Genomic DNA, 24,050 nt, shown 5'->3' with positions numbered 1-24,050 from the left:
GGGGAATGGGGAGTACATAATATGAAAAAATGGATAATAGGGGCCATTACAATGATTGTAATTGCGATAGGAGCTGTATTCGGTGTTACTAAACTGCTTAATTATATAGAGGAAGAGGAGAAGAGTCTTAAAACACAAAAAGTGATGAGCCAACAGGACAAGAAAGTTGCGGAAGAGAAGCCACAGTTTAGTGAGGATGAAATTATTTCTACCATGCATAGGATGGTACATCAAAAAGTGAAATCCTCTGAAAAATGGGGATTTATTGAAATGACAAATAAGGAAATTGTTAGTGCCAAGAAGGTGGTAGAAAGTAGTACAAATTTTAAATATAAATCAAAGCTACTTGCCACTTTAGAGCGCTGGGAGAAAGGGGATTTTTCACAAACGGTCGAGGAGCATAACTTTTTGTGGGAAATTCAAGGTGGTGATACTGGAAAGGCAACAGAACGTTTATCGCCAGAAGAAGAAAAGCAGTATGTGAAAGAAATGAAAGGTAAATAAAAATATCGCCACTTTGGTGGCGACATTTTTTTGTTAAGAATGTTTCCGCATTAAAGCTCTAGTTGGCTGAACAGCAACCGTTTTGAAATGGGAAAATAAATAACATCCCGTTACAACGATCATTGTCCCTACAATTTGTATCCACGTTAGTTCTTCACCGAGGAAAAGGAATGCTAAAATAGCTGTGAAAATCGGATTGAAATTTAGAAAAATACCGGATGTCGTAGCTCCTAATTTTTGTACGCCAATATTCCAAAACACCATACAAAGAACTGTTGAAATAAGCCCTGTATATAAAAGGGATGTGATGAAGGAAGTATTTATATTTGTAACAGTGAAGCTCCCAATGTTAAATGGCAGTAATAAAATAACACCGAAAATACCAGAGTATAATGTTGCCATGAGCGGTGTAGTTGTTTTTGTTGCCCATTTACTGCAAACAGAATACATGCCCCAAATACAAACAGCCGCAAGCATCCATAAATCGCCGCTATTAAAATGTAGTGAAAATAAAAGTGCAAAGTTACCTTTTAATAGGACAAGAATAACCCCAAAGAATGAAAGAATCATGGATAGAATTTGAAGTGTATTTACCTTTTCTTTTAGAAATAATACTGAAAATAGTGCAATGGAAATCGCATTTAATGTAGAAATAAGCCCTACATTTGTTGCGGATGTTTTTTCTAGTGCTAGAAATTGAAAGATGTTAAAAAGAGCGACCCCTGAAATCCCCATAAGTATTAACGGAAGTATTGCAGCACGAGGTGGAATGATTTTCTTTTCTTTAAACCAAACCATCGGTAATAAACAAACAATCGCAATCATCCATCTTAAACTTGTAAGTGTCATCGGAGACGCGTGATCAACGAGCGATTTTCCAACGACGAAATTTCCTCCCCATAATAAGCTCGTTAGTAATAGTAAAAAGACATAAAAATAAGGCATATTAAAATCCCCTTTGTTTTAATCAATGTGAATTGTAAATAATTTTAGCATTTTTCTTTAATATGTAATATATTCTTTTGTATAATGGAGAAAAGTCGATAAGATATTTTGTTTTGAATACTATTTACGGAAGAATATTCAGTTTTATTTAGATTATAAGGTGTTTTTTCGAATAATCATCGGTAATAAAAAGGGGGAATTTTGATGGAGTCGTCAGTTATTAAAGTGTTAGATGATTTAGACGTACAAATTTTAGATATATTGCAGAAGGAGTCTCAAGTAAGTAATGCAGAGCTTGCGCGACGCGTTAACTTATCACCAGCTGCGATGCATGCGAGAATAAAAAGATTAGATGGAGAAGGGTTCATTGATAAGCAAGTAGCCATTTTAAATCAAGAAAAGCTTGGTTTTGATTTGTTATGCTTCATTTTTATGAGTACAAATATTCATAAATCAGATAAACTTGACGTGTTGGAAAAAGAATTAGAATCGATGCCGGAAGTGTTAGAATGTCACTGTTTAACAGGAGAGTATGATTATTTATTAAAGGTTGCAAATCGTGATCGTAAAGAGCTGGAACAGTTTATTAGAAAGCTGAATAAGCTTGGGATTACAAGGATACAGACGAGTTTAGCACTTCGTGAAATTAAATATTCGACAGTATTACCGATACGAAATGAGGAACCGAGCATCGATTAGATTGCTTGGTTTTTTGTTTATATAAAGTGATTGACGGGGATAGAGGAGAGATGTATTATTATATAAAATTATGTATTAAAATTCACATCTGTTTATAGATATTAATATCGGGGGCAAGGGGATAGAATATGAAAATCTTTAATGCAGTTACGAGTGATGTGAAAGAAATTTACAGTCTCATTGAAGCTTATGCAAAAGAAGGAGTGGTTTTACCGCGTTCACTTTTGTCTCTCTTTCAATATTTACAATGTTTATATGTTATGAAAGAAGGGGAAGAAATTGTTGGAGTTGCTGGTTTACATGTGTTAGGGGAGGACCTTGCAGAAGTTCGGTCATTAGTCGTTTCGCATACATATGCAGGAAAAGGAATCGGACGTATGTTAGTGAACCATCTAATAAATGAGGCAGCGAAAATAAAAGTGAATAGAGTCATTTCTTTAACATATGAAACGGAATTTTTTCAAAAGTGCGGGTTTGATTTTGTGAATAGAGAGGTGTTACCAGAGAAAGTATGGATTGATTGTAGACATTGTCCAAAGGTTGATTATTGTGATGAGGTGGCGATGATTCGGTATGTTGGGTGAAAGTTTCAGAAAGAAAAAAGTCCCACTATTATTTACGTAATAGTGGGACTCTATATTTTAGGGGAATTAAGAGTTTGAATTCGTTTTTCTTACAGCAAAATTAAAAATGGGATTTTTAAGCTCATAGTTATAAGTATAACCATCGACAAGCCCTACAACTTTATCACTGTCGTAAAGATCAAGCATAAATTGTGCCATTTGTTTTGCGGTGTGGAATTTCGGTACAACATTATCGTATTGGAACTCATTAATATCCAATGAACGTTTTGCAAATTCTGTTTCAGTTGCACCAGGTGCTAAAACCTTTGCTTGCAGTTTTGCACCTTGTTCTTTCAATTCGTGAGATAAACCTTCTGTAAATGCACTTACATAGAATTTCGTAGCGCAATACGTAATAGCATCAGCGACAATTGTGTATCCACCGCCTGATGAAACGTTAATAAGTTGTGTGCCATCAGCCATGGAATAATCTCGAACGAAAAGAGAAGAGAGTATTGTTAGTGCTTCTATATTGACATGTAACATCGTTTCAATTTTGTTTAAGTTTTGTTCAGCAATTGAGGCGAAATTACCAAATCCTGCGTTGTTAATCCACGTTTCAATTTGAAAGGCTTGTAGGCTTTCATAAAGCTTATAAACATTCTCCGTGATAGATAAATCAGTTCTTCGAATAACAACATCCAATTCTGGATTCATTTCGTTAATTTTTAATTTTAATCCGTCTAATTCTTCTTGTCTTCGAGCGACAAGTATTAAGTTCTTTCCACGAGATGCAAAGGCTAAAGCCGATTCATAGCCAATTCCAGAACTAGCGCCAGTAATAACAGTGTATTTCATATAAAATCCCCCTAAGTTCAAATAAATGTATTATGGTTAGATTTTATTTGTTAGAGTATACTCTAAGTCAAATGTTTTTTATTAATTTGATAAGGCTATAAAATATATGAGGATGAGCATGTGGAGGGAGTGAGAGTATGTACACAATTAGCGAGGTGGCTAAATTAATAGGAGTGAGTACACATACACTACGTTATTATGAAAAGGAAAATATATTAATTGCAAATCGCGATACAAATGGGAATCGACTTTATGAAGAATCACATATAAAGTGGTTGCAGTTTGTCATGAAATTAAAACAAACGCAAATGCCAATAGCGAAAATTAGAGAATATGCTAGGTTATATTTAGAAGGGGAGCATACAACCGAATCCCGTTTACAGCTCCTAGAAAATCATAGGAAATCTATTCAGATGCAAAGAGAAAACTTAGTCATTACAGAAAAGATGCTTGAGAATAAGATTATTGCATACAAGGCCTCTTTGGAAAATAAATAGAAAACATATATATGATGAAAATTGATTTAATCTCACAGTGTGCTGGAAAATAAAAAAGAGTAGTTAGCAAACGCTAACTACTCGGTAAATTGGATGTGAAAATTTAGTGTGTATATCTTCATAGTAGATAAATTATGATTTCTTGAATGTGATTTATCCCGCTTTAATGGGCAGTAAGACCCCCACTGATTAAAGTTTCACTCTATTTTGGATCAAGTGAACATGCGATTGAATTGGATTATGAAAGATGAAAAATAAAAAGAGCAGCTAGCAAACGCTAACTGCTCTATTAAAGGGATATCTCCAAGGGGGAGTGGAGAAAATATTATGTTACTAGCAGTATTGACAGATTATTAAGAAATATACAAATCGGATGAAATAAATTTTAAATATTTTTTCGGCGTTGACAGTTCATAAAATATCCATGTACAATACTTATGAATGACATTCAGTCATTTTTTCCGTGGCAGGATGTAGTTAGCTTAGAAACGGAACAAATACAATGGTAAATGAGGATGATAGTTGTTTATATATAGTAGTGATGAAAGAGAATATTTTTTAAAACAAAAATGACTGATAGTCAGTCATAAGAGGTGAGAGGTATGAAAAGTAGAGCTTGGTTATATGTCATATTAACGTGTATCTTTGAAATTTTTTGGGTGTTTGGTTTTAATACGGCCGATACTTGGTGGCATTGGATTATTATTTTAGGAGTTATCGCTATTGATTTTCACTTTCTTTCTAAAGCGTGTGAACATCTTGCGACAGGAACTGTATATGCCATCTTTGCTGGAGCTGGTACGGTAGGTACGTTCTTAATGGATGTATTCCTTTTTGGCGGAAGTTTCAGTGTAGGAAAGTTATTCTTCATCGTGATGGTTGTAGCTGGCGTTATCGGTTTAAAGCTAGCTGATAATAAAGAAGAAACTATGGAAGGGGCTGCTTAAAGATGGGTTGGTTTTTCGTATTTTGTGCTGCAATTAGTGAAATAGTCGGTGTGATCGGTCTAAAAATGTATAGTAAAGATAAAACATTAGCAAATGGTGCGCTTTATATAGGCGGCTTTGCTACATCCTTTGCATTCTTGTATACATCTTTCTTATTTTTACAAGTAAGTGTCGCATATGCGGTTTGGATTGGTATTGGAACAGCAGGTGCCGTTTTATTAAACATGTTCCTGTTTGGTGAGTCGAAAAGTAAAGCACGTATCATTAGTGTGGCTCTTATTGTATGCGGAGTGACAGGATTAAAGGCTCTTTCGTAAAAATATATTGTATCTCCTAACAAGTCGTTAGGAGATTTTTGTTATAAAAAGTACACGATAATTGACAGTACAGCTAGTTATTTTATAAAATGAGTGACAGTCATTCAATACGCGTATGAAAGGGTTCAGATGATGAATAAAAAAGAGAAAATTGTCTATGCAGCTATTGAAGTGTTTCAGGAAAAGGGCGTTGAAAAAACGAAGATTTCTGATATCGTGAAATTAGCTGGTATTGCACAAGGAACTTTCTATTTATATTTTCCTTCTAAGTTATCTGTTATGCCTGCAATAGCAGAAGTGATGGTTGAAAAGATGATACTTGCAGTGAAAGAAAAAGTGCAAAATGATGCGCCTTTCTCAAGCAAAGTGACGCAAGTAATAGATGCGGTATTTAACTTCATAGCTGAGTATCGTGAAATACAAGCTTTAATGTATGCTGGTCTTGCATCTACAGAACATATAAAAGAATGGGAAGCTGTGTATGAGCCTCTTTATATGTGGCTAAGCGAGTTTTTAAATGAGGCGAAAGAAGCTGGTGAAATTCGCGATTCGGTTCACGCGGAGCGAACAGCGAAGTTATTTATCGCTCTTGTTGAATCAGCAGCGGAACAAGTTTATTTATATGATCATAAAGATGAAGAGCAAGTCGAGCTACAAAAGGCAGAAGTACTAGATTTTTTAACACATGCACTACATATAAAGAAATAGTGAGATGAACCTGTCTGAAAAGGTAGGTTCATTTTTGAGGAAAACTGAATGATAGTCATTCACCTAATGCTTATGTATGTGTGGAAGGATAGTGTGAAATTCTAATGAGTGGAGGCATCTCTACTCATGATTAGCCCACAAATAGCAGGATAAAGAAAAAGCTTCTTGGGCATTATTTTTTTGAGGAACTTAAGGGAAGAGGTGTTAAAAAGTGAAGAAACCGATAAAAGAACAAAAGATGGTATTGGTCATTCTTTTGAGTAATATATTTATCGCTTTTTTAGGGATTGGATTAATCATTCCGGTTATGCCGTCCTTTATGAATGACATGAGTTTAACAGGGAAGACGATGGGATATCTCGTTGCAGTGTTTGCAATGGCTCAGCTCATTACGTCACCTATTACAGGCCGGTGGGTTGATCTTTACGGCAGGAAGAAAATGATCATCATTGGATTATTTATTTTTGGTGTTTCAGAACTTCTTTTTGGATTAGGAAAAGATGTGTGGATGCTTTATGCAGCACGGGTGTTAGGCGGAATTAGTGCTGCGTTTATTATGCCTGGTGTTACGGCATATGTTGCGGATATTACCTCTATGCAAGAACGTCCAAAGGCGATGGGATATTTATCTGCGGCAATTAGCACTGGATTTATTATAGGGCCTGGAATTGGCGGATTTATTGCAGAGTACGGTATACGTGTGCCGTTTTTCGTTGCAGCAGCAATTGCCTTTATAGCATGTGTAATTTCGATCTTTATTTTGAAAGAGCCGTTAACGAAGGAAGAACTTGCAGAGATTTCTGCTAATACGAAAGGATCAAGTTTTATTGGTGATTTAAAGAAATCATTACATCCAATGTATGCAATTGCATTTATTATCGTATTTGTACTCGCATTCGGATTATCAGCGTATGAAACTGTGTTTAGTTTATTTTCTGATCATAAGTTTGGATTTACACCGAAAGATATTGCCGCAATTATTACGATTAGCTCCATCTTTGGTGTAGTTGTGCAAGTATTTATGTTTGGCAAATTGGTTGATATGTTTGGTGAAAAAGTGTTGATTCAAATATGTTTAATTGTAGGTGCAGTATTAGCGTTCGTTTCAACTATAGTCTTTAATTATTGGATTGTACTCCTCGTTACTTGCTTCATTTTCTTAGCATTTGATTTACTTCGTCCAGCTTTAACGACGTTTTTATCAAAAGCAGCCGGAAAAGAGCAAGGATTCGTTGCTGGTATGAACTCGACTTATACGAGTTTAGGAAATATCGCAGGACCAGCGATGGGCGGAATATTATTTGATATGAATATTCATTATCCATATGCATTTTCAGGAGTTGTTTTAATAGTTGGTCTCGGTATCACATTTATGTGGCGAGAGAAACAGCTAGCTGAAAGTTTTGCGAAGTAATAAAACCCCTTACGACGGTAAGGGGTTTTTGTTTTATAAACTTAATCCAAATCGTTTTAATTCAATGAAAATCCCCTCTAATTGCTTTCCTTTATCCGTTAATGTGTACTCTACACGAGGCGGAACCTCTGGATATACTTTTCTCGTTATAATGCCTTGAGACTCTAATTCTTTTAGTCGAAGCGATAATGTTTTCGGACTAATCCCGTCCATTGATTTTTGTAAATCACTAAAGCGCAATGTTCCTTCGATAAGAAGGTCGCGAATGATTAAAAACGTCCATTTTGTACGAATTACATCAAGCGTTTTAGCGATAGGACAAGGTATGCCAGGTAAACCTTTCGTTAATTCAACTGGATCTATATTGTTCATGGAACTAGCCTCCATAAAATTTTTTTGAATGAATTTGCTTTATAGTATCACAAAACTATACTTTTAGTAACTATATGAAAAAAATATCACTACTTCCATTAAGGAAGTTAGTGCATATACAATAGCAATACGAAATACAAAGGGTTTAGATGAAGAGGAGGTGATTTTCATTGGAATAAAAAAGTTGTTTGGATTCCTTAGTTTGTTTGTTGTTTGTATTGTACTTGTAGCATGCAGCGTGGAAGAAAAAACGGAAGTCCAGTTATTAAAAGAAATGCCAAAGCCAAAAGCAATGACAATTGATCCCTCACTAAGTAAAAAAGAAGCGACCGAAATGGTTCATGCAGCGCAGCGTTTTTATGCATTTTGGGATACAGGTAAGGAGGAGCTTATTCCGCAGACTGTTACTGAAAATTTTCTCGATAATACATTGCCGAAAGGGCGACCACAAGGCACGGAAGGATTAAAGTTTGCGGCACAAAACTTTCATAAAGTCGTTCCTAATATACATTGCGAGATTGAAGATTTATTAGTCGTCGGTGATAAAGTAACAGCTCGTCTTTCTTTTACAGGAACGCATAATGATAAGAAAATCAATTTTTTCGCCATTGATATGTTACATGTGAAAGACGGAAAGATCACGGAAGACTGGCATTTAGAAGATAATCTTACGCTGAAACAGCAACTGGGGTTAATAGCTGAGGAATAAAATAAGGGAGAGAAAAGCGATGAAAAATATATTTATTATAAATGGACATGAAAAATACGGTACGAAAGAAGGACGTTTAAATAGAACGTTAGTTGATTATATGGTAACGGTATTAAGTGAGAAACATCATGTGAAAACAACGACGGTTCAAGATGGCTATAGTATTAAGGAAGAACAAGAGAAGTTTTTATGGGCCGATGTTGTGATTTATCAAACACCGATTTACTGGTTTAGTGTACCGGGCTTATTTAAAACGTATATGGATGAAGTATATGAATACGGTTTGTTCTTTAAAGGTGCTGATGAATATGGGACAGGTGGTTTATTAAAAGAGAAAGAGTATATGTTTTCTACAACTTGGAATGCGCCTGAGAAAGCATTTGGAGATAAGACGAAGTTCTTTGAGGGAGAAAGTTTAGAGTCAACGCTTAGCCACTTACACCGCGTGCAAAAGTTTCTCGGCATGAGTCCGTTAAAGAGTTTTGCTTGTTATGATGTGGTGAAGAATCCGGATATTGAACAATATTTATTGAACTTGAAAGATCACTTAGATGGAGTAATTAAATAATATTTTGTATCTGTATGTGAAGAAGGTACTACTAGGGATGTAGTACCTTCTCTTTTATGAAATACGTTGAAAATCTTTACTTATACAGGACTCTTTTAGTTTTTTTGATTTGATTAAACGTTTAATATCAGAAATGTTATCGTATGAAAGCTGAGTGTGATAATAGTTAATGTACTCAAGTAATGCAAAAATATAAATAAATAGAGTGAATGATAGCCCACCTAAAGGTAAGTGGGGATACCAAATTACAAAATCAATAGTAAACGTAATAAATCCTGTGATAATGAATGCTATATTTATCTTTTTAAGTATTTTTAAATATTGAATCACCCTAATAGGTGTAACAGATGTTTTCTCTTTTTTTAGTCGTTTCCACTTTACGTACCAGTAAAGTGTTCCTTGTAATAAGATAAACTCTAAAAGAAGAAATGAGACCCAAAAAGAATATAGGGAATATAAATGTAACGTAGGATAAGCATAATTAAGTAAGTAGCTTGTGAAAATAAAAGTAATGACTGAAAATAACTCACCTGTGTATAGATAGGAAAGTCTTTTTTCTAGGGTGCGTTTCATGGTTCCTCTCCTTTTATCCAGCATTAACGGGCAGTGGGGAGGAACAAAACCCCCACTGATTAAAGTTTCACTTTATAATGACTCACATTTTAAGACATGGATGGCTGTATCCATAACTTCGCAAAATTTGCCCAGCCGAATGAATCAATTGTTACGTTTTTTAAAGAAGACGGATATGTTTTTCTTTTTAAAACGTGATAGTTAAATAAAATGATGTGTTCTGCTTGTAAAAATTCTTCGATTTCATACATGAGCTCATAGCGCTTCTCTTTATTTTCTTCTAATAAAAAGGTATCAAGTAAACAGTTAATTTGGTTTTCATAGTGCGGGTCCATGAACCGATTTACGAAGCAACTTTTATTTTTAAATACATTTAAGAATGCAAGTTCATGATCAGCAGCAAACACTTCTCCCATGAAAATAATATCGGCATGTTTATCGATAGAATGATCCATATAATCTGAAACGAGAAATGGATGAAGTTCTACGTGTATTCCTAATTGTTCACAGCGTTCCTTTAGGAAATGTGCGTCATTTGCACTATCTTTAAATGCGAAGAAGTAAATATGTATCGTTTCTCCATTATAGGTGCTCTTTTTTAAATACTCTTTCGCTTTTTCTAAAGAGTAGGACCTTTTAGTAGCTTGGCGGCTTCTTTCAGGGAAAAAGCTTGATGCGGCAATTGTTCGTCGGCCATCTATGCTATGAAGTATCGTTTCAACGTCATATATTTCTCTCCAAGCTTTTCGAAAATACATGTCGTGATGAGGACCAGGTTTTGTAAAATTGAAGCTAGCATAAATACAACCTATTTCTTCTATTTGTATATCATGTCTTTCATTTTCCTCTTCATTTGGTAGTTCATAATCAGCATCGATTTGCACATGATCAGGAATACCCCAAAATTCAATACGGTCTAATAACGCGCGCTCTTTAAAATAATGGGTGAACGCTTCGAGTACGATATTATCTTCAGAGTAATGAGTAAGTTTGAAAGGTCCAGTACCTATATAATGATGATTTTGAATACTAGCATCACATGGCAAAATTGCTAATTGCATGGAACTTACATAGTGTAAGAAAAATAAATTTGGCTTTGCTAAATGGAATCGAATTTGCAGTGGTGATGGTGTTTCAATTTGAACAATTTCTTCTGTTAACCATTCGAAAGGAGAATGCATTTGCTTTAATCGTTCAAATGAAAATTGTACATCTTTAGAAGTTAAAACTGTTTCGTTATGAAAATATATATCCTTTCGTAAATAAAAGGTCCACGTAAGTCCGTCTTCACTTAATTCCCACGTATGTGCAATGTGTGGTTCCATCTTTTCAGTAACATCGTTATAAACGACTAACGTGTCAAAAATTTGACTCGTAAGATGGCTCTCTGTAGTTACAGCGACAAAAGCCGGATCTAATGGGAATATCTTTCTCGATATAGGAATTTTTAATATGTCGTACATATCATTTGAAGGTTCGTATCCAAAATGATGATGTAGTTTATTTTCTATCTTTTTTTGAAGTGCAAGAGGTAGCGGTTCTTTTAAAAGAAGAAAGATATCCTTTAATTTTTCTTGCGCTAACAGTTCATCTGTGTAGGATTCAATCGCTTCTACGAGACTATGTATAAATAGAATTTCCGTTTTATTCCCGCGGCCTCTCCCTGGAGTCCAGTGAATGAATTGCTCCTCACTCATTTTCTTTAATAAAATTTTTACGTTTTTCGTACTGCAATATAAAATATCCGCTAATTCTTGTAAGCTATTTCGGATATGCTGTTGATCTTGTGCGTGTAATCTTAACCGGATGTAATAGTCCATAATTTTCATATATACACTTCCTTCTATCATAAAAGAGGAAACTCTTTAGAATATTCTAACCTTTTTCTTCCTCTTTTTCAAAGTAAAATAAGTAAGCATAAGGAGGGGGAACAATGGGATTTTGGAGTATGCATCGAAATATAAAAATTAGAATTATAACTTCGTTTTTAACACGTGCTGTGTCCACGATGATTTTTCCATTTATGGCGATTTACTTTTCAATAAAGTTAGGTAGTGCGATTGCAGGTGCATTGCTACTCATTAATGTCATAGCTTCATTAGTAATTGGTTTATACGGTGGATATGTGGGAGATCGGCTCGGTCGTAAAAAGGTGATGATTATCGGTCAAAGTATACAAGTCATTTCCATCGCTTGTATGGGGGTTGCGAATTCGGATTATGTAGACTCACCGTGGTTAACATTTATCTTTATGTTAGTGAATAGTTTAGGATCTGGACTTATGAATCCTGCGACAGAGGCGATGTTAATTGACGTGAGTACACCGGAAAACCGAAAAGTGATGTACAGCATTAACTACTGGGCAATTAATTTATCAATTGCAATTGGAGCGATATCTGGCGGATTACTATTTGAGAACTATAGATTACAATTGTTTATCGGATTAACAGTTATTGCAGTTATTACTTTATATGTGATGGCTGTATATATGGAAGAAGTGTATGTAGCACGAAAAGCGGTAGAGAAGAAAAATGTATTAAAAGATATGGCGGATAGTTATAAAGTCGTGATGAAAGATAGAACGTTTTTAATTTTTTGTGCAGCAAGTATATGTACATTATCTTTAGAGTTCCAAATTAATAATTATTTAGGGGTACGTTTGCAGAAGGAATTTGAAACGGTGCACTTTTTATTTTGGAATGGTTTTACATTTGATTTAACAGGTATTCGCATGCTGAGCTGGATTTCAGCAGAAAATACAATTTTAATTGTATTATGTTCAGCGCTTCTTATTAAAATGATGAAACGCTTCAATGATTTAAAAATTTTATATGTAGGTTTATTCATTTATACAATTGGCTTTACAATACTCGGAACAAGCAATAGTTTATGGATCTTATTAATCGCAGGGCTTTTCCAAACAGTAGGAGAGATGATGTATGTGCCAGTACGTCAATCTATAATGGCAGATATGGTGCCAAATGAGGCGAGAAGTTCTTATATGGCGATTAATGGGATGGTCTTTCAAGTGGCAAAAATGAACGGGGCATTAGGTGTTATGTTAGGCTCATTTCTTGCATCTTGGGGCATGAGTGCTCTGTACTTTATCGTTGGTATGAGCAGTATTTTATTATTTATGAAGGCGATAGGGAAAGAGAAGTATGAGGATGAGAGAGAGGTTTCTCAGATTGGGTAAAACTATATAAAAAGCGAACCAGTTATACTGGGACTCGCTTTTTATATGATTTTTAGAACGGATCAACTTCAGCTAAGTCTGGAGTGGTGCTAGGCTGTAGCAAAAGATTTTTTAACGTTCCTACTTCAGAAAGAGCTACTAATATGTAGCCACTAATTAGTACAATAAGCCCAATGACGCGTAACGTTTGTAAACTCACTTCATTATTATTCGTTTCCGGTGGATTTGGGGGCGTTGAAGGCGGATTATTATTCATAAATAAGGCTCCCATCTTTTGTATTTATCCCGCGTTAACGGACAGTAAAACTCCCACCTCAAAATTCAGTTGGAGCAAAGCAGTTCGGTGGGAGATCAACTGTCCGTAAACGTCCGATTGGTGAAGGCTAATAATCAGTGGGGGATGAACAAAACCCCACTGATTAAAGTTTCACTTTATATATGTGTAAAATCATTAGTTAACTTATGGATAGGAATTGTATAGTCATTTTCACTATATGAGAATTGCCTATGAAAAGTGATTAGAAATTTCGGAACGAAAAAAGAGGCTGTGATGTACAGCCTCTTTTTTCGTTAAAATGCGGAAATGCGTTTCTTCGTTTTTGGTACAATAATAAATTTGATCCAGAGTAACCCGACAATCATAATGATAAGGCTATGTAAAAATTGACCTGTAGCAATGAGTATAACACTTGAAAATACAATGAGTTGAATGCTTAGTAATATAAAGATTAAGCGAAGAAATTGGTTCATTCGTTTTTCAGTATCAATTGGATATAATGCTACAATAATATTTCCTGAAAAATATTTCCACAGGGAACGTAGCTGCATAGAGATCATATATAGGACGATGTAAGCGATAGCGCCTTTTACGTATATGTTTGGTATAAAATATAAGGCGAAGGCACCGATTAAGCCTAAGCGAATATATATACCGAAATAATCATTCCCGCGTAAAAATGCGAGTGTATGTAAATAGAAGAAAGTTGCTCTTTTTTTATGTAATAAAGGTTCAATCCAATTTGTAAGCCATTTTCTTTTATTTACTTGCTTATTCAGTTGTGGAACATCGGTGAAAATGCTAGCAAATTGATAAAAACGAACATTCATTTTTTCTTCTTGTTCGATTATGTAATCCCACGGTATTCTTTTTGTAGGCTGTTTTTTCGTATATAGAAGCAGGAAAGCAAGTAATAAGAGCAATCCGCTTAATATGAGAACATGTGCTGAGTAAAACAGCATGTAAATGATTAGGGCGTTACAAGCAATACGAATAATGAACCATATGTTTTTTTCATGGCTATCACGCCACATCCAATGTATGTACATATTCCAAGCTTTCGTAATCATTAAAACGATAAAGATTGTACATAAGAAAGGTACCGTTACTTGTAATGATTGCATTGCAAGTGGAACGAGAATCAGGAACGTAAATAATAATGGGAAAAGCTGAATGATGTAATTATATAGAAGAGATTTTTTAAAATAAGATGTTAGTTTCTCTTCTAATGCAAGCAAATAGACAGCATCAGGCTTTTGAATAAATGTACGGATCGGGCATCTCGTTATAATGAATGTAAGTACAATCGTGATGAGTAGTAAAGATATTCCTTTAGAAGGAGATGCTTTTAGAAACTGAGCATAGTAGTATGCGCCAACACATGAAATAAAGATAAAGCTATATAGTAAACCGTTAATCATACGTGCAAAGTATGTAATGATATTTTGCATATGTTGTTGGAAGCGACTGCTCCATAGTGATTCGATTGACATGTTTTTCACCTCTTTGTTCTATTATATATGTTTTATAAAAGAAAAAACGAGCAAATTGCGTTATGCAACTTGCTCGTTTTTCTTTTCGTTATTTTTTTTCTGATCACGATTCATTAATGGATAGAAGGCAAAGCCGATTACGAATAAACCAATTCCGAGAAGGAACGTTTTTATATCGGATGCACCGGTTTTAATAACCCATAGTGCGTAGCAAAGTGCAATCACTGCGACTATACCATCTGTAATTCTTGCCCGCATTTCATTTTTATATGTTTCACCAGTTGCGACTAGTTTTAACTGGAAGATTGGTGAAACGAGATATGGAATGAGGTAGGCCAGTGTTGATACGGTAATAACGAATGTATAAGCTTCCGCAATAGTTCCTGATAATGTTGAGAATAAGAACACTTGCGACATAATGTTTGTTAATCGTAATGAGTAAATTGGACTTCCTTTTTTATTTGTTTTCGTGAAGAAGGAAGGGAAGAAACCTTCTTTTGCTGCTTGATACGGTACTTCTGAGCTTAATAAAATCCAGCCTAATATAGAACCGAATAGGGAAGTAAGAGCAAGTAATGCCATCAGTTTCCCGCCGCCATGACCCATTGCAGCGTTTAATGCATCTGCTAATGGACGTTCAGAAGCTTGTAATTTATCAACGTGAAGTACACCCATTGTTAAAATTGTAATTCCTAAGTAAATCGCAACTGTAATAAGTAATCCCGCAACTGTTGCGCGTTTTACTGTTTTAGGAGAGGTAGCACGGTTTGATAAAAGTACTGCCGATTCAATTCCGATAAATGCCCAAAGCGTTGTAAGAGCAGCTAAGTTTACTTGTGAAAGTAGGCCGTGTGATACACCTGATTTATCGATCATCGGTGTGTACCATTGTCCAAACTTAGAAGCTTCGAATGCAAATAACGTAACGACGATGAATAAAAGGAATCCAGTTACTTTCGTTGTTGTTGCTAAGAAGTTTAGCTTTCCAGCTCCGCTTACACCGTTTGTTAATATAATATGAGTTCCCCAAAGTAAGATGGAACAAATCGTAAATGTAATTAGTTTTCCGACTTCTATGTTAAAAGAGCCGATTGAAAATAGTAGTCGTGTATCTTTCATAATTGGGAAGAAGAGTGATAAATATCCCGCGAAAGATGTAATGATGGCAACGTTACTTGCCCAGTTTGCAACCCAATATCCCCATACCATACTGAAACCAGCCATTTTTTTCTTTTTTGGTGTTGAGAATAAAGCATATGCATGACTTTGTGGTCCTGTCGTTAAATCAGGACGACGAATTGCTAAATTACCGAAAACAAGAGCTAGCATTAAAACACCAAACCCTGTTGTTAACCAAGCTAAAGTGACACCGAGAGGGCTTGCTGTTTGTGCCAACGTACTTGGCACCATGAAAATACCAGCGCCAACCATGTTACCGACAACGAAAGCTGTTAGTACCCAAAAGCCCCATTTTTTTTGTTGCATAGAAAATACCTCCAAAGTTAGTATAACCAAGTCAAGCGAGGAGATATGTATGTCTTCTTAGTAGAGAAGAGAAGTCCCAAACAAAACAAAAAAAGCACGTAATTTGCCGCTACATGCTTTCTATCTTATAAGAAACCCACGACATACCTCTCGATAGCTCTCCACAAACGAAACGTTTCGTTTGTGACAGTTCTGCACTTATTAAATGCAGACCCAGCAAGTGTGCATGGTGGACACGACTTACTTCGGCAATCATTCCTTTCTCATTCCTTCATCAATGCCACTACATCTCCTGAAATGATACTCTTAATGACTGCAACCTCTACCTCACCGAGATACGAATGAGGATTTAAATATTAAATTAACGTAGTTAAGAGTAACAAATGAATTTTTATACGTCAATGGATATGGTAATAATCAGATTATAGAGAAGAGTTTGTGATTAAAAGAGAGTCAGGAAGGGCTGTAGCGTTTATTAGTTGTGTAGAAGAAATAGCGACAGAGTGAAGGTCAATTTTACCCCGCATTAATGGGCAATAAGACCCCCCACTGATTAAAGTTTCACTTTACAGTACAAAGAATTTTGTCTGAAAATCTTAATTCGAAGCATCTATTTTTTTAACAGGCTTCGTTTCATAAGAAGGAAAGAATAAGCTTTTCATTGAAATGATTAAGGTCATTTTAATGAAAGGAGAGGTTTGATTATGGAATTATCAAGATCTCAATTATTTGCTTTAGAGTACATTTCAAAATATGCAGAGAACGAAAAACGTGAGGCTAAAGCAACAATTAACCATATATTGAAAATGTCTAATATTACTGATGAAATGTTTGAAGAAGCTGTCGTTCATTTAAAATCAAATGCGAGGATTGCTTTACACTTTCATCCTGACAGATTAGATTCGAATATGAAAAATATTGCTGAAGCACTGTTTGAGCAAGGAATATATAAAAGTCAGTTTGAAACATTGCTATCTAATGGGAGTGTATCTGCTTATCCTGGTGGTGAACGTGACCTTTGGGAACAGAGAATATTTGGAGGCGCATATCAATTGGAAGGCGTAACGAATAATGAACGGTCCAAATATGGGGCGCTAAATGTAATGTTACATCCAGATGGACCTGCCCCGCGCTTTGGATCATGTTATTTTCTCTTATCTCCAAAAGTTTCTTATCGTTCTACATATACGTATTTAGATTCGCATCAAGATCCAAAAGAAAAAGGTACTTATGAAGAGTTTGATATGATTTTAGCTGCTCTTTTGGAAGAGACATTCGTAAGAGATTTTGCAATTGGTGAAGGGAATTTGACTCCAACAAGATTCATTCATCATTTACTAGCTAACTTGGAAAGGCCGTTTATAGATGTAGTAAACAAAGAGTCAGCTCGTAATCTTAATCATTATATTGAAGCACAGATTCATGGAGATATTTCTCTTAAAGAAGACGTGGAAGCGCTTGTTGTAGATCCTTCATTTAAGGGGACGAATGTAGGTAGAACTTTAGAAGAAATTTGTCTGAAGTATTTTATTGATTTGTATTGGCACAAGGGTTTTGTACTGATGGTAGATGAAGTTCCAATGGATTTTAGAGGTTCAAAAATGCCATCTTTGGCAAGGCGCATTGCACGAAATAATTGTATTGATGCACATATAATTGGTTCTGCTGCAATGGATTTGAAAAGTAATCCACTATCGTGGAGTGATCGCGGAACGTATGAAGAAGTGCTTCAGGAATTTAAATTATTATGGCATGTTTTAGTTCGATTTGGAAAACCAAATCGGAATTTGAAATAAATACGCTATTATTCTTGGAAGCATGTATATAAAAAGAAGCTGATCCAAAATCAGATCAGCTTCTACATATAAGATTAAACTAAGTTTAATACAGTTACTTTTTCACGTGTCATAGACTCAAGGCTCTTGCGAATACCTTGTGCGCCCATACCTGAACCTTTTACACCGATGAATGGGAAGTGGTCAGGGCCGCGCTCTGTGCGTCCGTTAATTTGAACAGAACCAGTTTCGATTTTGTTAGCAATTGCAAATGCTTTGTTAATGTCTTTTGTGAAGACACTTGCTTGTAAGCCGAACTCTGATTTGTTAGCAATCTCAATTGCTTGCTCATCTGAAGAAACACGGATGATTGGAAGGATTGGGCCAAATGGCTCTTCCCAAGCAACTTTCATTTCTTCTGTTACGTGGTCGATTAATGTTGGGTAAATTAAGTTACGCTCACGTTTGTTACCGATAACAATTGTTGCACCTTTTTCAACAGCGTCATCAACTAAACCTTGAACGAAGTCAGCAGATTTATCGTCGATTAATGGAACGATTGTGCTGTCTTGTTCTGGAGATCCAACTGATAGTTCAGCTACTTGTGCTTTTAATAAGCTAACAAGCTCGTCTGCAACGTTTTCGTGTACAAGTACACGTTTAATAGCTGTACAACGTTGACCAGAGTAAGAGAATGCACCGCTTACGATGTGATTTGCAGCATCTTGTAAGTCAGCATCTTCACGAACGATACCAGGGTCTTTACCACCAAGTTCTAATACAAGTGGAATCATTGCAGCTTTTTTCGCTAAATGTTTACCTGTGTTTGTACCACCTGTGAACGATACCATATTGATGCCTTCGTGTTCTACTAAGTAGTCACCAATTACAGAACCGCGTCCTGTCGCTACATTTACAAGGCCTTTTGGAAGGCCAGCTTTATGAAGTGCTTCCACCATTTTAATACCACTAATTGCACCTTGAGTTGCTGGTTTGAAAATAACAGCGTTACCCATAATTAATGCTGGTGCAAGTTTTGCAGCAGATAAGTTTACTGGGTAGTTAAATGGTGCGATTGCTAATACAACACCAAGTGGTGCGCGTTGGATGATCGCAAGTTTAGATTTCGTTCCGCCAGGGAAACTATCGCCCATCATGCTTTCTCCATGCATATGAAGAGCTTCTTCAATTGTGTAACGAATGAAATCAGCTGTACGAACAACTTCTTTCTTCGCATCTTTATATCCTTTACCGACTTCTTTCATAATGATATCGGCAATTTCATCTTGCATATTTACGAGCTCATCAGCCCATTTATATAAGTATTTTGCGCGATCTTGTAGAGAAGCTTCTGCCCATGATTTTTGAGCTTCTTTTGCAGATGCAATTGCTTCATCTACTTCTCCGCGAGTAATTGCTTGTACTTGTCCAATTACTTCGTGTAAGTATGGAGATGGAATTTCGATTGTTTCTCCTGAAGAGCTTTCTCTCCATTCTCCGTTTAAATAAAATTTGTACGTATTGCTAGTTGTCATGATTAGTCCTCCTAAAATAGCAACTTGTAAGAGTGAGTATAAGGTGATTGTAGGGTGTTTGATAACATTTTTCAAATGAAATGTTTGTGAAAACGATTTCTTGTTCTTTTTTTATTTTGTATGCCCTTTCTTACAGAAGATTCTTTTATTTCAAACGGATGTATCATTATGAATCGCCTTCATTTTTTTGTGATAAAAGATTATTTTATTCTATAGTTAAAAAAACAATTGACAGAATACTCAATAAAGTTGTAAGATTATAAATGGAAAATAAATGAAGGGGGTGTGCGTAATGATTGTAATCGTAAATGTAATGGGCTTAGCTCTGTTAAATGGCAGAAAACATTCATATCATTACGCAACCCGTACGGATATATAGGGCATCTTTGTCTTATAAAAAGCGTACGTTGCGTATATCGTAACGTACGCTTTTTATGCATTTCTGTGCATATCGTCAAGCGGCGGTATGCTTTTTTTTGTTTTCCGCGTTACTATATAAAACTTTGGAAGGTGGAAAAATGTGATGAGATTGTATGGATTACGAAATGTAAATGTGATGGGTCTGGATAGTGGATAAAGAAATGAGAGGGAAACGAGTACGAGAAGGGAGAGGTTACATTGTTATCAGTATTACTAAAGTTAAAATGGTTTTTTAAAGAGCATTGGAAGAGATATAGTATCGCCATTGGAGCTCTTTTAATTGTAAATATAGTTGAAGTTATTCCCCCAAAAGTGTTAGGGGTTACGATTGATAACATAAAAACAGGAACGTTATCGAATGAAGCAATTATGCAATCAATTCTTATTTTAATAGGGGTTACGATCGTTGGATACGGTCTTACTTTCGTTTGGCAACATCAATTGTTTGGAGGAGCATTCGTACTGGAGAAGACGATGCGCTCTAAATTTATGGGGCATTTACTTAAAATGACACCGACGTTTTATCAAAAAAATCGTACTGGTGATTTAATGGCGAGAGCGACAAATGATTTAAAAGCAATCGCTATGACAGCCGGTTTCGGTATATTAACGCTCGTAGATTCGAGTTTATATATGCTTACGATTGTCTTTATGATGGGGTTTACAATTAGTTGGGAGCTTACACTGGCGGCGCTTATACCGCTTCCGATTATGGCGTATGCGATGAATATATATGGAAAGAAATTGCATGAAAGATTTACAGTTGCGCAAGATGCGTTCGGTGATATGAACGATAAAGTATTAGAATCGATCGCTGGCGTGCGCGTTATTCGTGCATACGTACAAGAGAATGCAGATCAGGAAAGATTTCATCATTTAGGAGATGACGTCTACGAAAAAAATATGAAAGTAGCGAGAATCGATGCATTATTCCAGCCAACTGTGAAAATGCTTGTTGGTCTTAGTTATTTAATTGGTTTAGTGTATGGCGCGTATCTTGTATTTCAATCAAAGGTAACACTTGGTGAACTTGTTTCATTTAACGTGTATTTAGGGATGATGATTTGGCCGATGTTTGCAATTGGCGAATTAATTAATGTTATGCAAAGAGGAAACGCTTCGTTAGACCGTGTGAATGAAACGTTAGCGTATGAACCAGATGTAAAGGATCCGAAAAATCCAAAGCTTGTACAAGAGCCGGATTATATTCAGTTTGATGATGTTACCTTTTCGTATCCTTCATCAACTGAAACAAATTTAAAGAAGGTTTCATTTACATTAAAACAAGGGGAAACGCTTGGGGTTGTTGGGAAAACAGGAAGTGGAAAAACGACGCTCGTACGTCAGCTTCTTCGTCAATATCCGCTTGGAGATGGGGATATTGCAGTCTCTGATGTGACGTTAGATAACATAACGAATGAAAATGTACTCGGGTGGATTGGGTATGTACCTCAGGAACATATTTTGTTCTCAAAAACAGCGAGGGAAAATATTTTATTCGGGAACCGAGAAGCGACTGAAGAAGAACTCGAGAAAGCGATTGAAATTGCGGCGTTTACAAAGGATTTAGAGTTTTTACCAGAAGGGTTAGAAACGCTCGTTGGAGAGAAGGGTGTTTCTTTATCAGGAGGGCAAAAACAAAGGATTTCAATTGCGCGAGCTGTGATTCAAAATCCAGAAATTTTAATTTTGGACGATTCTTTATCAGCTGTTGATGCCCGTACGGAAGCAGCGATTATTGAAAATATAAGAACAGAAAGAAGCGGGAAAACGACAATTATTACGACGCATCGTTTATCAGCTGTACAACATGCGGATTGGATTCTCGTTATGGATGAGGGCGAAGTAATGGAAGAAGGTACGCATGATCAGCTTATTAAAAGCGGAGGCTGGTATGCTGAGCAGTTCGAAAGACAACAAGGGGAAAGTGAAAGTGCGGATAGTGGGGTGAAAATATGAGCGTTTCAAAACGATTGTTTCAATATGCGATGAAAGTGAAAGGGACGATTTTTGCAGCGATGCTAATGTTATTTATTTTCGTTATCGCAGAGCTTGCTGGTCCTTTCGTCGCAAAAACGATGATTGACGATCATATCGTTGGAATAGAGAAACCTTGGTATGAAACAGAAAAAAGTGAAGAGGCTGTTCCGTATAATGGTACCTTTTATAAGCGAAGTGATCGCTTTGAACAAGGTGAGAAAAAAGGAAAAGAAGTACGCGTGATGCAAGTCGGTTTTCAATATTACTTTGTGCCGAATAAAGTGAATGCTGAAGGGTCACGTACTGTAAAAGGTGATATGATTACCGTTCAAAATGGTAAGGCGGTGCAAGTGTATAAAGCGAAAGCATTAACGAAAGAAGAAGTGTTTGCGTTTTATAAACCAGAAATAAACCGTTTACTCCTACTTGGTGGTGGGTATTTCGCTTTATTAGTAGTCGTTTCCTTATTTGCATACGGAAAGCAATTTTTCTTACAGAAGGCAGCGAACAAAATTATTCAAATTATGAGGGAAGATGTCTTTTCTCATATTCAAACGTTGCCGATTCGGTATTTCGATCATTTACCAGCAGGGAAAATTGTATCGCGTGTCACGAATGATACGGAAGCTATTCGGGATTTATACGTAACGGTGCTTGCGACATTCGTTTCTAGTATCATTTATATTATCGGGATATTTGCGGCGTTATTTTTACTCGATGTAAAATTGGCGACGTTATGTTTACTTATCATCCCGATATTAATCGTTTGGGCGATTCTTTATAGAAAGTATGCGTCTGTATACAATCATAAAATGCGTTCACGTTTATCTGATATTAACGGAACAGTGAATGAATCTATTCAAGGTATGCCAATTATTCAAGCGTTCCGTCAAGAGCGTGAAACGAAAAAAGAGTTTGAAGAATTAAATGGCGATTATTTTAAGTATCAAAATAAAATTTTGAATTTAAATGCAGCAACTTCCCATAACTTAGTGTCTGTATTAAGAAATATCGCATTCACAGGTGTGATTTGGTATTTCGGTGGTGCTTCATTAAGTGCTTCAGGCGTCATTTCGCTGGGGATACTGTATGCGTTCGTGGATTATTTAACACGATTGTTCTCACCGATTACAAATATGGTAAATCAGTTAGCTAATTTAGAACAATCACGTGTTGCATCAGAACGTGTTTTTGAATTATTAGAGGAAAAAGGGGAAGCTGTAGAAGAGGAACGTATGCCTCGCTTACAAGGAAATGTAAAGTTTGATAATGTGTCGTTTTCTTATAATGGAAAAGATGAAGTGTTAAAAAATATTTCTTTTGAAGCGAAACAAGGCGAGACAGTAGCGCTGGTCGGTCATACTGGATCAGGAAAAAGTTCCATTATGAATGTACTCTTCCAGTTTTATGAGTTTGAAAAAGGAAAGCTTACGATTGACGGTCACGATGTAAAACAGATGCCGAAACAAGCAACTCGTGAACATATGGGAATCGTACTGCAAGATCCGTTTTTATTTAGCGGAACAGTAGCATCTAATGTTAGCTTAGAGAATGAAAAAATTTCAAAAGAGCGCATCGTAAAAGCATTGCGCGATGTCGGTGCGGAACGCTTTGCGAACAATATAAACGAAGAAATTACAGAAAAGGGAAGCACGCTTTCCACCGGAGAACGTCAGCTTATATCGTTTGCTAGGGCACTTGCTTTTGATCCGGCCATTTTAATTTTAGATGAAGCGACATCTAGTATTGATACCGAGACGGAAGCGATGATTCAACAAGCACTAGAAGTTGTGAAAAAAGGGAGAACGACATTTATTATTGCTCACCGTCTTTCAACAATTAAAAGCGCAGATCAAATTATTGTGCTTGATAGAGGAACGATTTTAGAAAAAGGTTCTCATGATGAGCTAATGAAAAAGCGCGGGCGTTATTACGATATGTACAAAACGCAAATGGAAGGTAATCAGAGCGCTTAAGGTATGGAGGAGAACTTGTGATTTTCACAAGTTCTTTTTAGTGAATCGTGACAGTTAAATAAGAAGTATTGTTTTACCTTTTTCTTTATAAATGCTATATTAAAAAATGTTACTTATTTTTTGTATGTAGCGTTATTTTCCCCTTTTGTTTGATTATGAAGAAAAAGGATAAACTAAATAAGAACATTTTCATTGAAAAATTGTTCAAGATTGCATACAATCAATATAGTTTTTAAATT

The 24,050-nt window shown here is 35.9% G+C and carries 23 protein-coding genes and 1 riboswitch; of the genes, 14 read left to right on the top strand and 9 right to left on the bottom strand.

Features of this window, described 5'->3' with window-relative positions:
* Window positions 1–21: 21 nt before the first annotated feature.
* Window positions 22–504 (top strand): PRK06770 family protein, encoded by a 483-nt coding sequence (locus tag MR115_RS19650; protein ID WP_242242448.1) that lies wholly within the window; start codon window positions 22–24, stop codon window positions 502–504.
* A gap of 33 nt (window positions 505–537) precedes the next feature.
* On the opposite strand, the gene MR115_RS19645 is transcribed toward MR115_RS19650, so the two are convergent.
* A complete protein-coding gene (locus tag MR115_RS19645; RefSeq protein ID WP_071722630.1) occupies window positions 538–1,449 on the bottom strand; it encodes a DMT family transporter in 912 nt (303 codons plus the stop codon).
* Window positions 1,450–1,653: 204 nt separating this feature from the next.
* Between MR115_RS19645 and MR115_RS19640 the strand changes: the two genes are divergently transcribed.
* Both MR115_RS19640 and MR115_RS19635 read left to right on the top strand, forming a co-directional pair.
* Entirely contained in the window at window positions 1,654–2,148 is a 495-nt protein-coding gene (locus MR115_RS19640) for an Lrp/AsnC family transcriptional regulator (protein WP_061677859.1), read from the top strand.
* A 128-nt stretch (window positions 2,149–2,276) separates the two neighbouring features.
* Window positions 2,277–2,732 (top strand): N-acetyltransferase, encoded by a 456-nt coding sequence (locus tag MR115_RS19635; RefSeq protein WP_242242445.1) that lies wholly within the window; start codon window positions 2,277–2,279, stop codon window positions 2,730–2,732.
* A 66-nt stretch (window positions 2,733–2,798) separates the two neighbouring features.
* Here MR115_RS19635 and MR115_RS19630 read toward each other — a convergent pair whose 3' ends face one another.
* Window positions 2,799–3,569: an SDR family NAD(P)-dependent oxidoreductase gene (locus tag MR115_RS19630; protein WP_242242443.1), complete on the bottom strand. Its 771-nt coding sequence runs from the start codon at window positions 3,567–3,569 to the stop codon at window positions 2,799–2,801.
* A gap of 137 nt (window positions 3,570–3,706) precedes the next feature.
* Between MR115_RS19630 and MR115_RS19625 the strand changes: the two genes are divergently transcribed.
* The 5 genes from MR115_RS19625 (at window position 3,707) to MR115_RS19605 (ending at window position 7,452) form a co-directional block, all read left to right on the top strand.
* Complete coding sequence (locus MR115_RS19625; RefSeq protein ID WP_242242441.1) at window positions 3,707–4,066, top strand: MerR family transcriptional regulator; 360 nt, start codon at window positions 3,707–3,709, stop codon at window positions 4,064–4,066.
* Window positions 4,067–4,668: 602 nt separating this feature from the next.
* Entirely contained in the window at window positions 4,669–5,013 is a 345-nt protein-coding gene (locus tag MR115_RS19620) for a DMT family transporter (protein WP_242242440.1), read from the top strand.
* Window positions 5,014–5,015: 2 nt separating this feature from the next.
* On the top strand, window positions 5,016–5,330 hold the full coding sequence (locus MR115_RS19615; protein WP_000539674.1) for a DMT family transporter: 315 nt from the start codon (window positions 5,016–5,018) through the stop codon (window positions 5,328–5,330).
* A 129-nt stretch (window positions 5,331–5,459) separates the two neighbouring features.
* Entirely contained in the window at window positions 5,460–6,038 is a 579-nt protein-coding gene (locus MR115_RS19610; RefSeq protein ID WP_242242438.1) for a TetR/AcrR family transcriptional regulator, read from the top strand.
* Window positions 6,039–6,249: 211 nt separating this feature from the next.
* The gene (locus MR115_RS19605; protein WP_242242435.1) at window positions 6,250–7,452 is read left to right on the top strand and encodes an MFS transporter; all 1,203 of its coding nucleotides are present in this window, start codon (window positions 6,250–6,252) and stop codon (window positions 7,450–7,452) included.
* Between the two features lie 33 nt (window positions 7,453–7,485).
* Here MR115_RS19605 and MR115_RS19600 read toward each other — a convergent pair whose 3' ends face one another.
* A complete protein-coding gene (locus MR115_RS19600; RefSeq protein WP_001059468.1) occupies window positions 7,486–7,824 on the bottom strand; it encodes a winged helix-turn-helix transcriptional regulator in 339 nt (112 codons plus the stop codon).
* Between the two features lie 169 nt (window positions 7,825–7,993).
* Between MR115_RS19600 and MR115_RS19595 the strand changes: the two genes are divergently transcribed.
* Window positions 7,994–8,533 (top strand): ester cyclase, encoded by a 540-nt coding sequence (locus MR115_RS19595; RefSeq protein ID WP_242242549.1) that lies wholly within the window; start codon window positions 7,994–7,996, stop codon window positions 8,531–8,533.
* Between the two features lie 19 nt (window positions 8,534–8,552).
* Window positions 8,553–9,101: an NAD(P)H-dependent oxidoreductase gene (locus MR115_RS19590; protein ID WP_242242433.1), complete on the top strand. Its 549-nt coding sequence runs from the start codon at window positions 8,553–8,555 to the stop codon at window positions 9,099–9,101.
* A 54-nt stretch (window positions 9,102–9,155) separates the two neighbouring features.
* Here the strand turns inward: MR115_RS19590 and MR115_RS19585 are convergent, their stop codons facing one another.
* Together MR115_RS19585 and MR115_RS19580 are read right to left on the bottom strand one after the other, a co-directional pair.
* Window positions 9,156–9,674: a general stress protein gene (locus MR115_RS19585; RefSeq protein WP_242242432.1), complete on the bottom strand. Its 519-nt coding sequence runs from the start codon at window positions 9,672–9,674 to the stop codon at window positions 9,156–9,158.
* A gap of 89 nt (window positions 9,675–9,763) precedes the next feature.
* Entirely contained in the window at window positions 9,764–11,503 is a 1,740-nt protein-coding gene (locus MR115_RS19580) for an SgrR family transcriptional regulator (protein ID WP_242242430.1), read from the bottom strand.
* Window positions 11,504–11,607: 104 nt separating this feature from the next.
* Here MR115_RS19580 and MR115_RS19575 point away from each other — a divergent pair, with 104 nt between their 5' ends.
* A complete protein-coding gene (locus MR115_RS19575; RefSeq protein ID WP_242242428.1) occupies window positions 11,608–12,870 on the top strand; it encodes an MDR family MFS transporter in 1,263 nt (420 codons plus the stop codon).
* 52 nt (window positions 12,871–12,922) lie between these two features.
* On the opposite strand, the gene MR115_RS19570 is transcribed toward MR115_RS19575, so the two are convergent.
* The 3 genes from MR115_RS19570 to MR115_RS19560 form a co-directional block, all read right to left on the bottom strand.
* Complete coding sequence (locus MR115_RS19570) at window positions 12,923–13,126, bottom strand: hypothetical protein (RefSeq protein ID WP_071722644.1); 204 nt, start codon at window positions 13,124–13,126, stop codon at window positions 12,923–12,925.
* A 314-nt stretch (window positions 13,127–13,440) separates the two neighbouring features.
* On the bottom strand, window positions 13,441–14,640 hold the full coding sequence (locus tag MR115_RS19565; RefSeq protein WP_242242426.1) for an ABC transporter permease: 1,200 nt from the start codon (window positions 14,638–14,640) through the stop codon (window positions 13,441–13,443).
* Window positions 14,641–14,700: 60 nt separating this feature from the next.
* Complete coding sequence (locus MR115_RS19560) at window positions 14,701–16,125, bottom strand: amino acid permease (RefSeq protein ID WP_048545652.1); 1,425 nt, start codon at window positions 16,123–16,125, stop codon at window positions 14,701–14,703.
* Between the two features lie 146 nt (window positions 16,126–16,271).
* Window positions 16,272–16,458, bottom strand: a riboswitch (Lysine riboswitch).
* A gap of 371 nt (window positions 16,459–16,829) precedes the next feature.
* Between MR115_RS19560 and MR115_RS19555 the strand changes: the two genes are divergently transcribed.
* Complete coding sequence (locus tag MR115_RS19555; protein ID WP_242242424.1) at window positions 16,830–17,921, top strand: DUF3626 domain-containing protein; 1,092 nt, start codon at window positions 16,830–16,832, stop codon at window positions 17,919–17,921.
* Window positions 17,922–17,995: 74 nt separating this feature from the next.
* Here MR115_RS19555 and gapN read toward each other — a convergent pair whose 3' ends face one another.
* Window positions 17,996–19,435, bottom strand: coding sequence for an NADP-dependent glyceraldehyde-3-phosphate dehydrogenase (gene gapN / locus MR115_RS19550; RefSeq protein WP_061677872.1), 1,440 nt, complete (start codon window positions 19,433–19,435; stop codon window positions 17,996–17,998).
* Window positions 19,436–20,053: 618 nt separating this feature from the next.
* Between gapN and MR115_RS19545 the strand changes: the two genes are divergently transcribed.
* Both MR115_RS19545 and MR115_RS19540 read left to right on the top strand, forming a co-directional pair.
* On the top strand, window positions 20,054–21,814 hold the full coding sequence (locus MR115_RS19545; protein ID WP_242242421.1) for an ABC transporter ATP-binding protein: 1,761 nt from the start codon (window positions 20,054–20,056) through the stop codon (window positions 21,812–21,814).
* The gene (locus MR115_RS19540) at window positions 21,811–23,811 is read left to right on the top strand and encodes an ABC transporter ATP-binding protein (RefSeq protein ID WP_242242420.1); all 2,001 of its coding nucleotides are present in this window, start codon (window positions 21,811–21,813) and stop codon (window positions 23,809–23,811) included. The genes MR115_RS19545 and MR115_RS19540 overlap by 4 nt, the downstream gene beginning before the upstream one ends.
* The last annotated feature ends 239 nt before the right edge of the window (window positions 23,812–24,050 follow it).

Origin of the sequence: Bacillus cereus group sp. BfR-BA-01309 (assembly GCF_022664315.1) — a bacterium.
Lineage (GTDB): Bacteria > Bacillota > Bacilli > Bacillales > Bacillaceae_G > Bacillus_A > Bacillus_A mobilis.
This window is presented reverse-complemented; position numbering and strand designations above follow the sequence as displayed.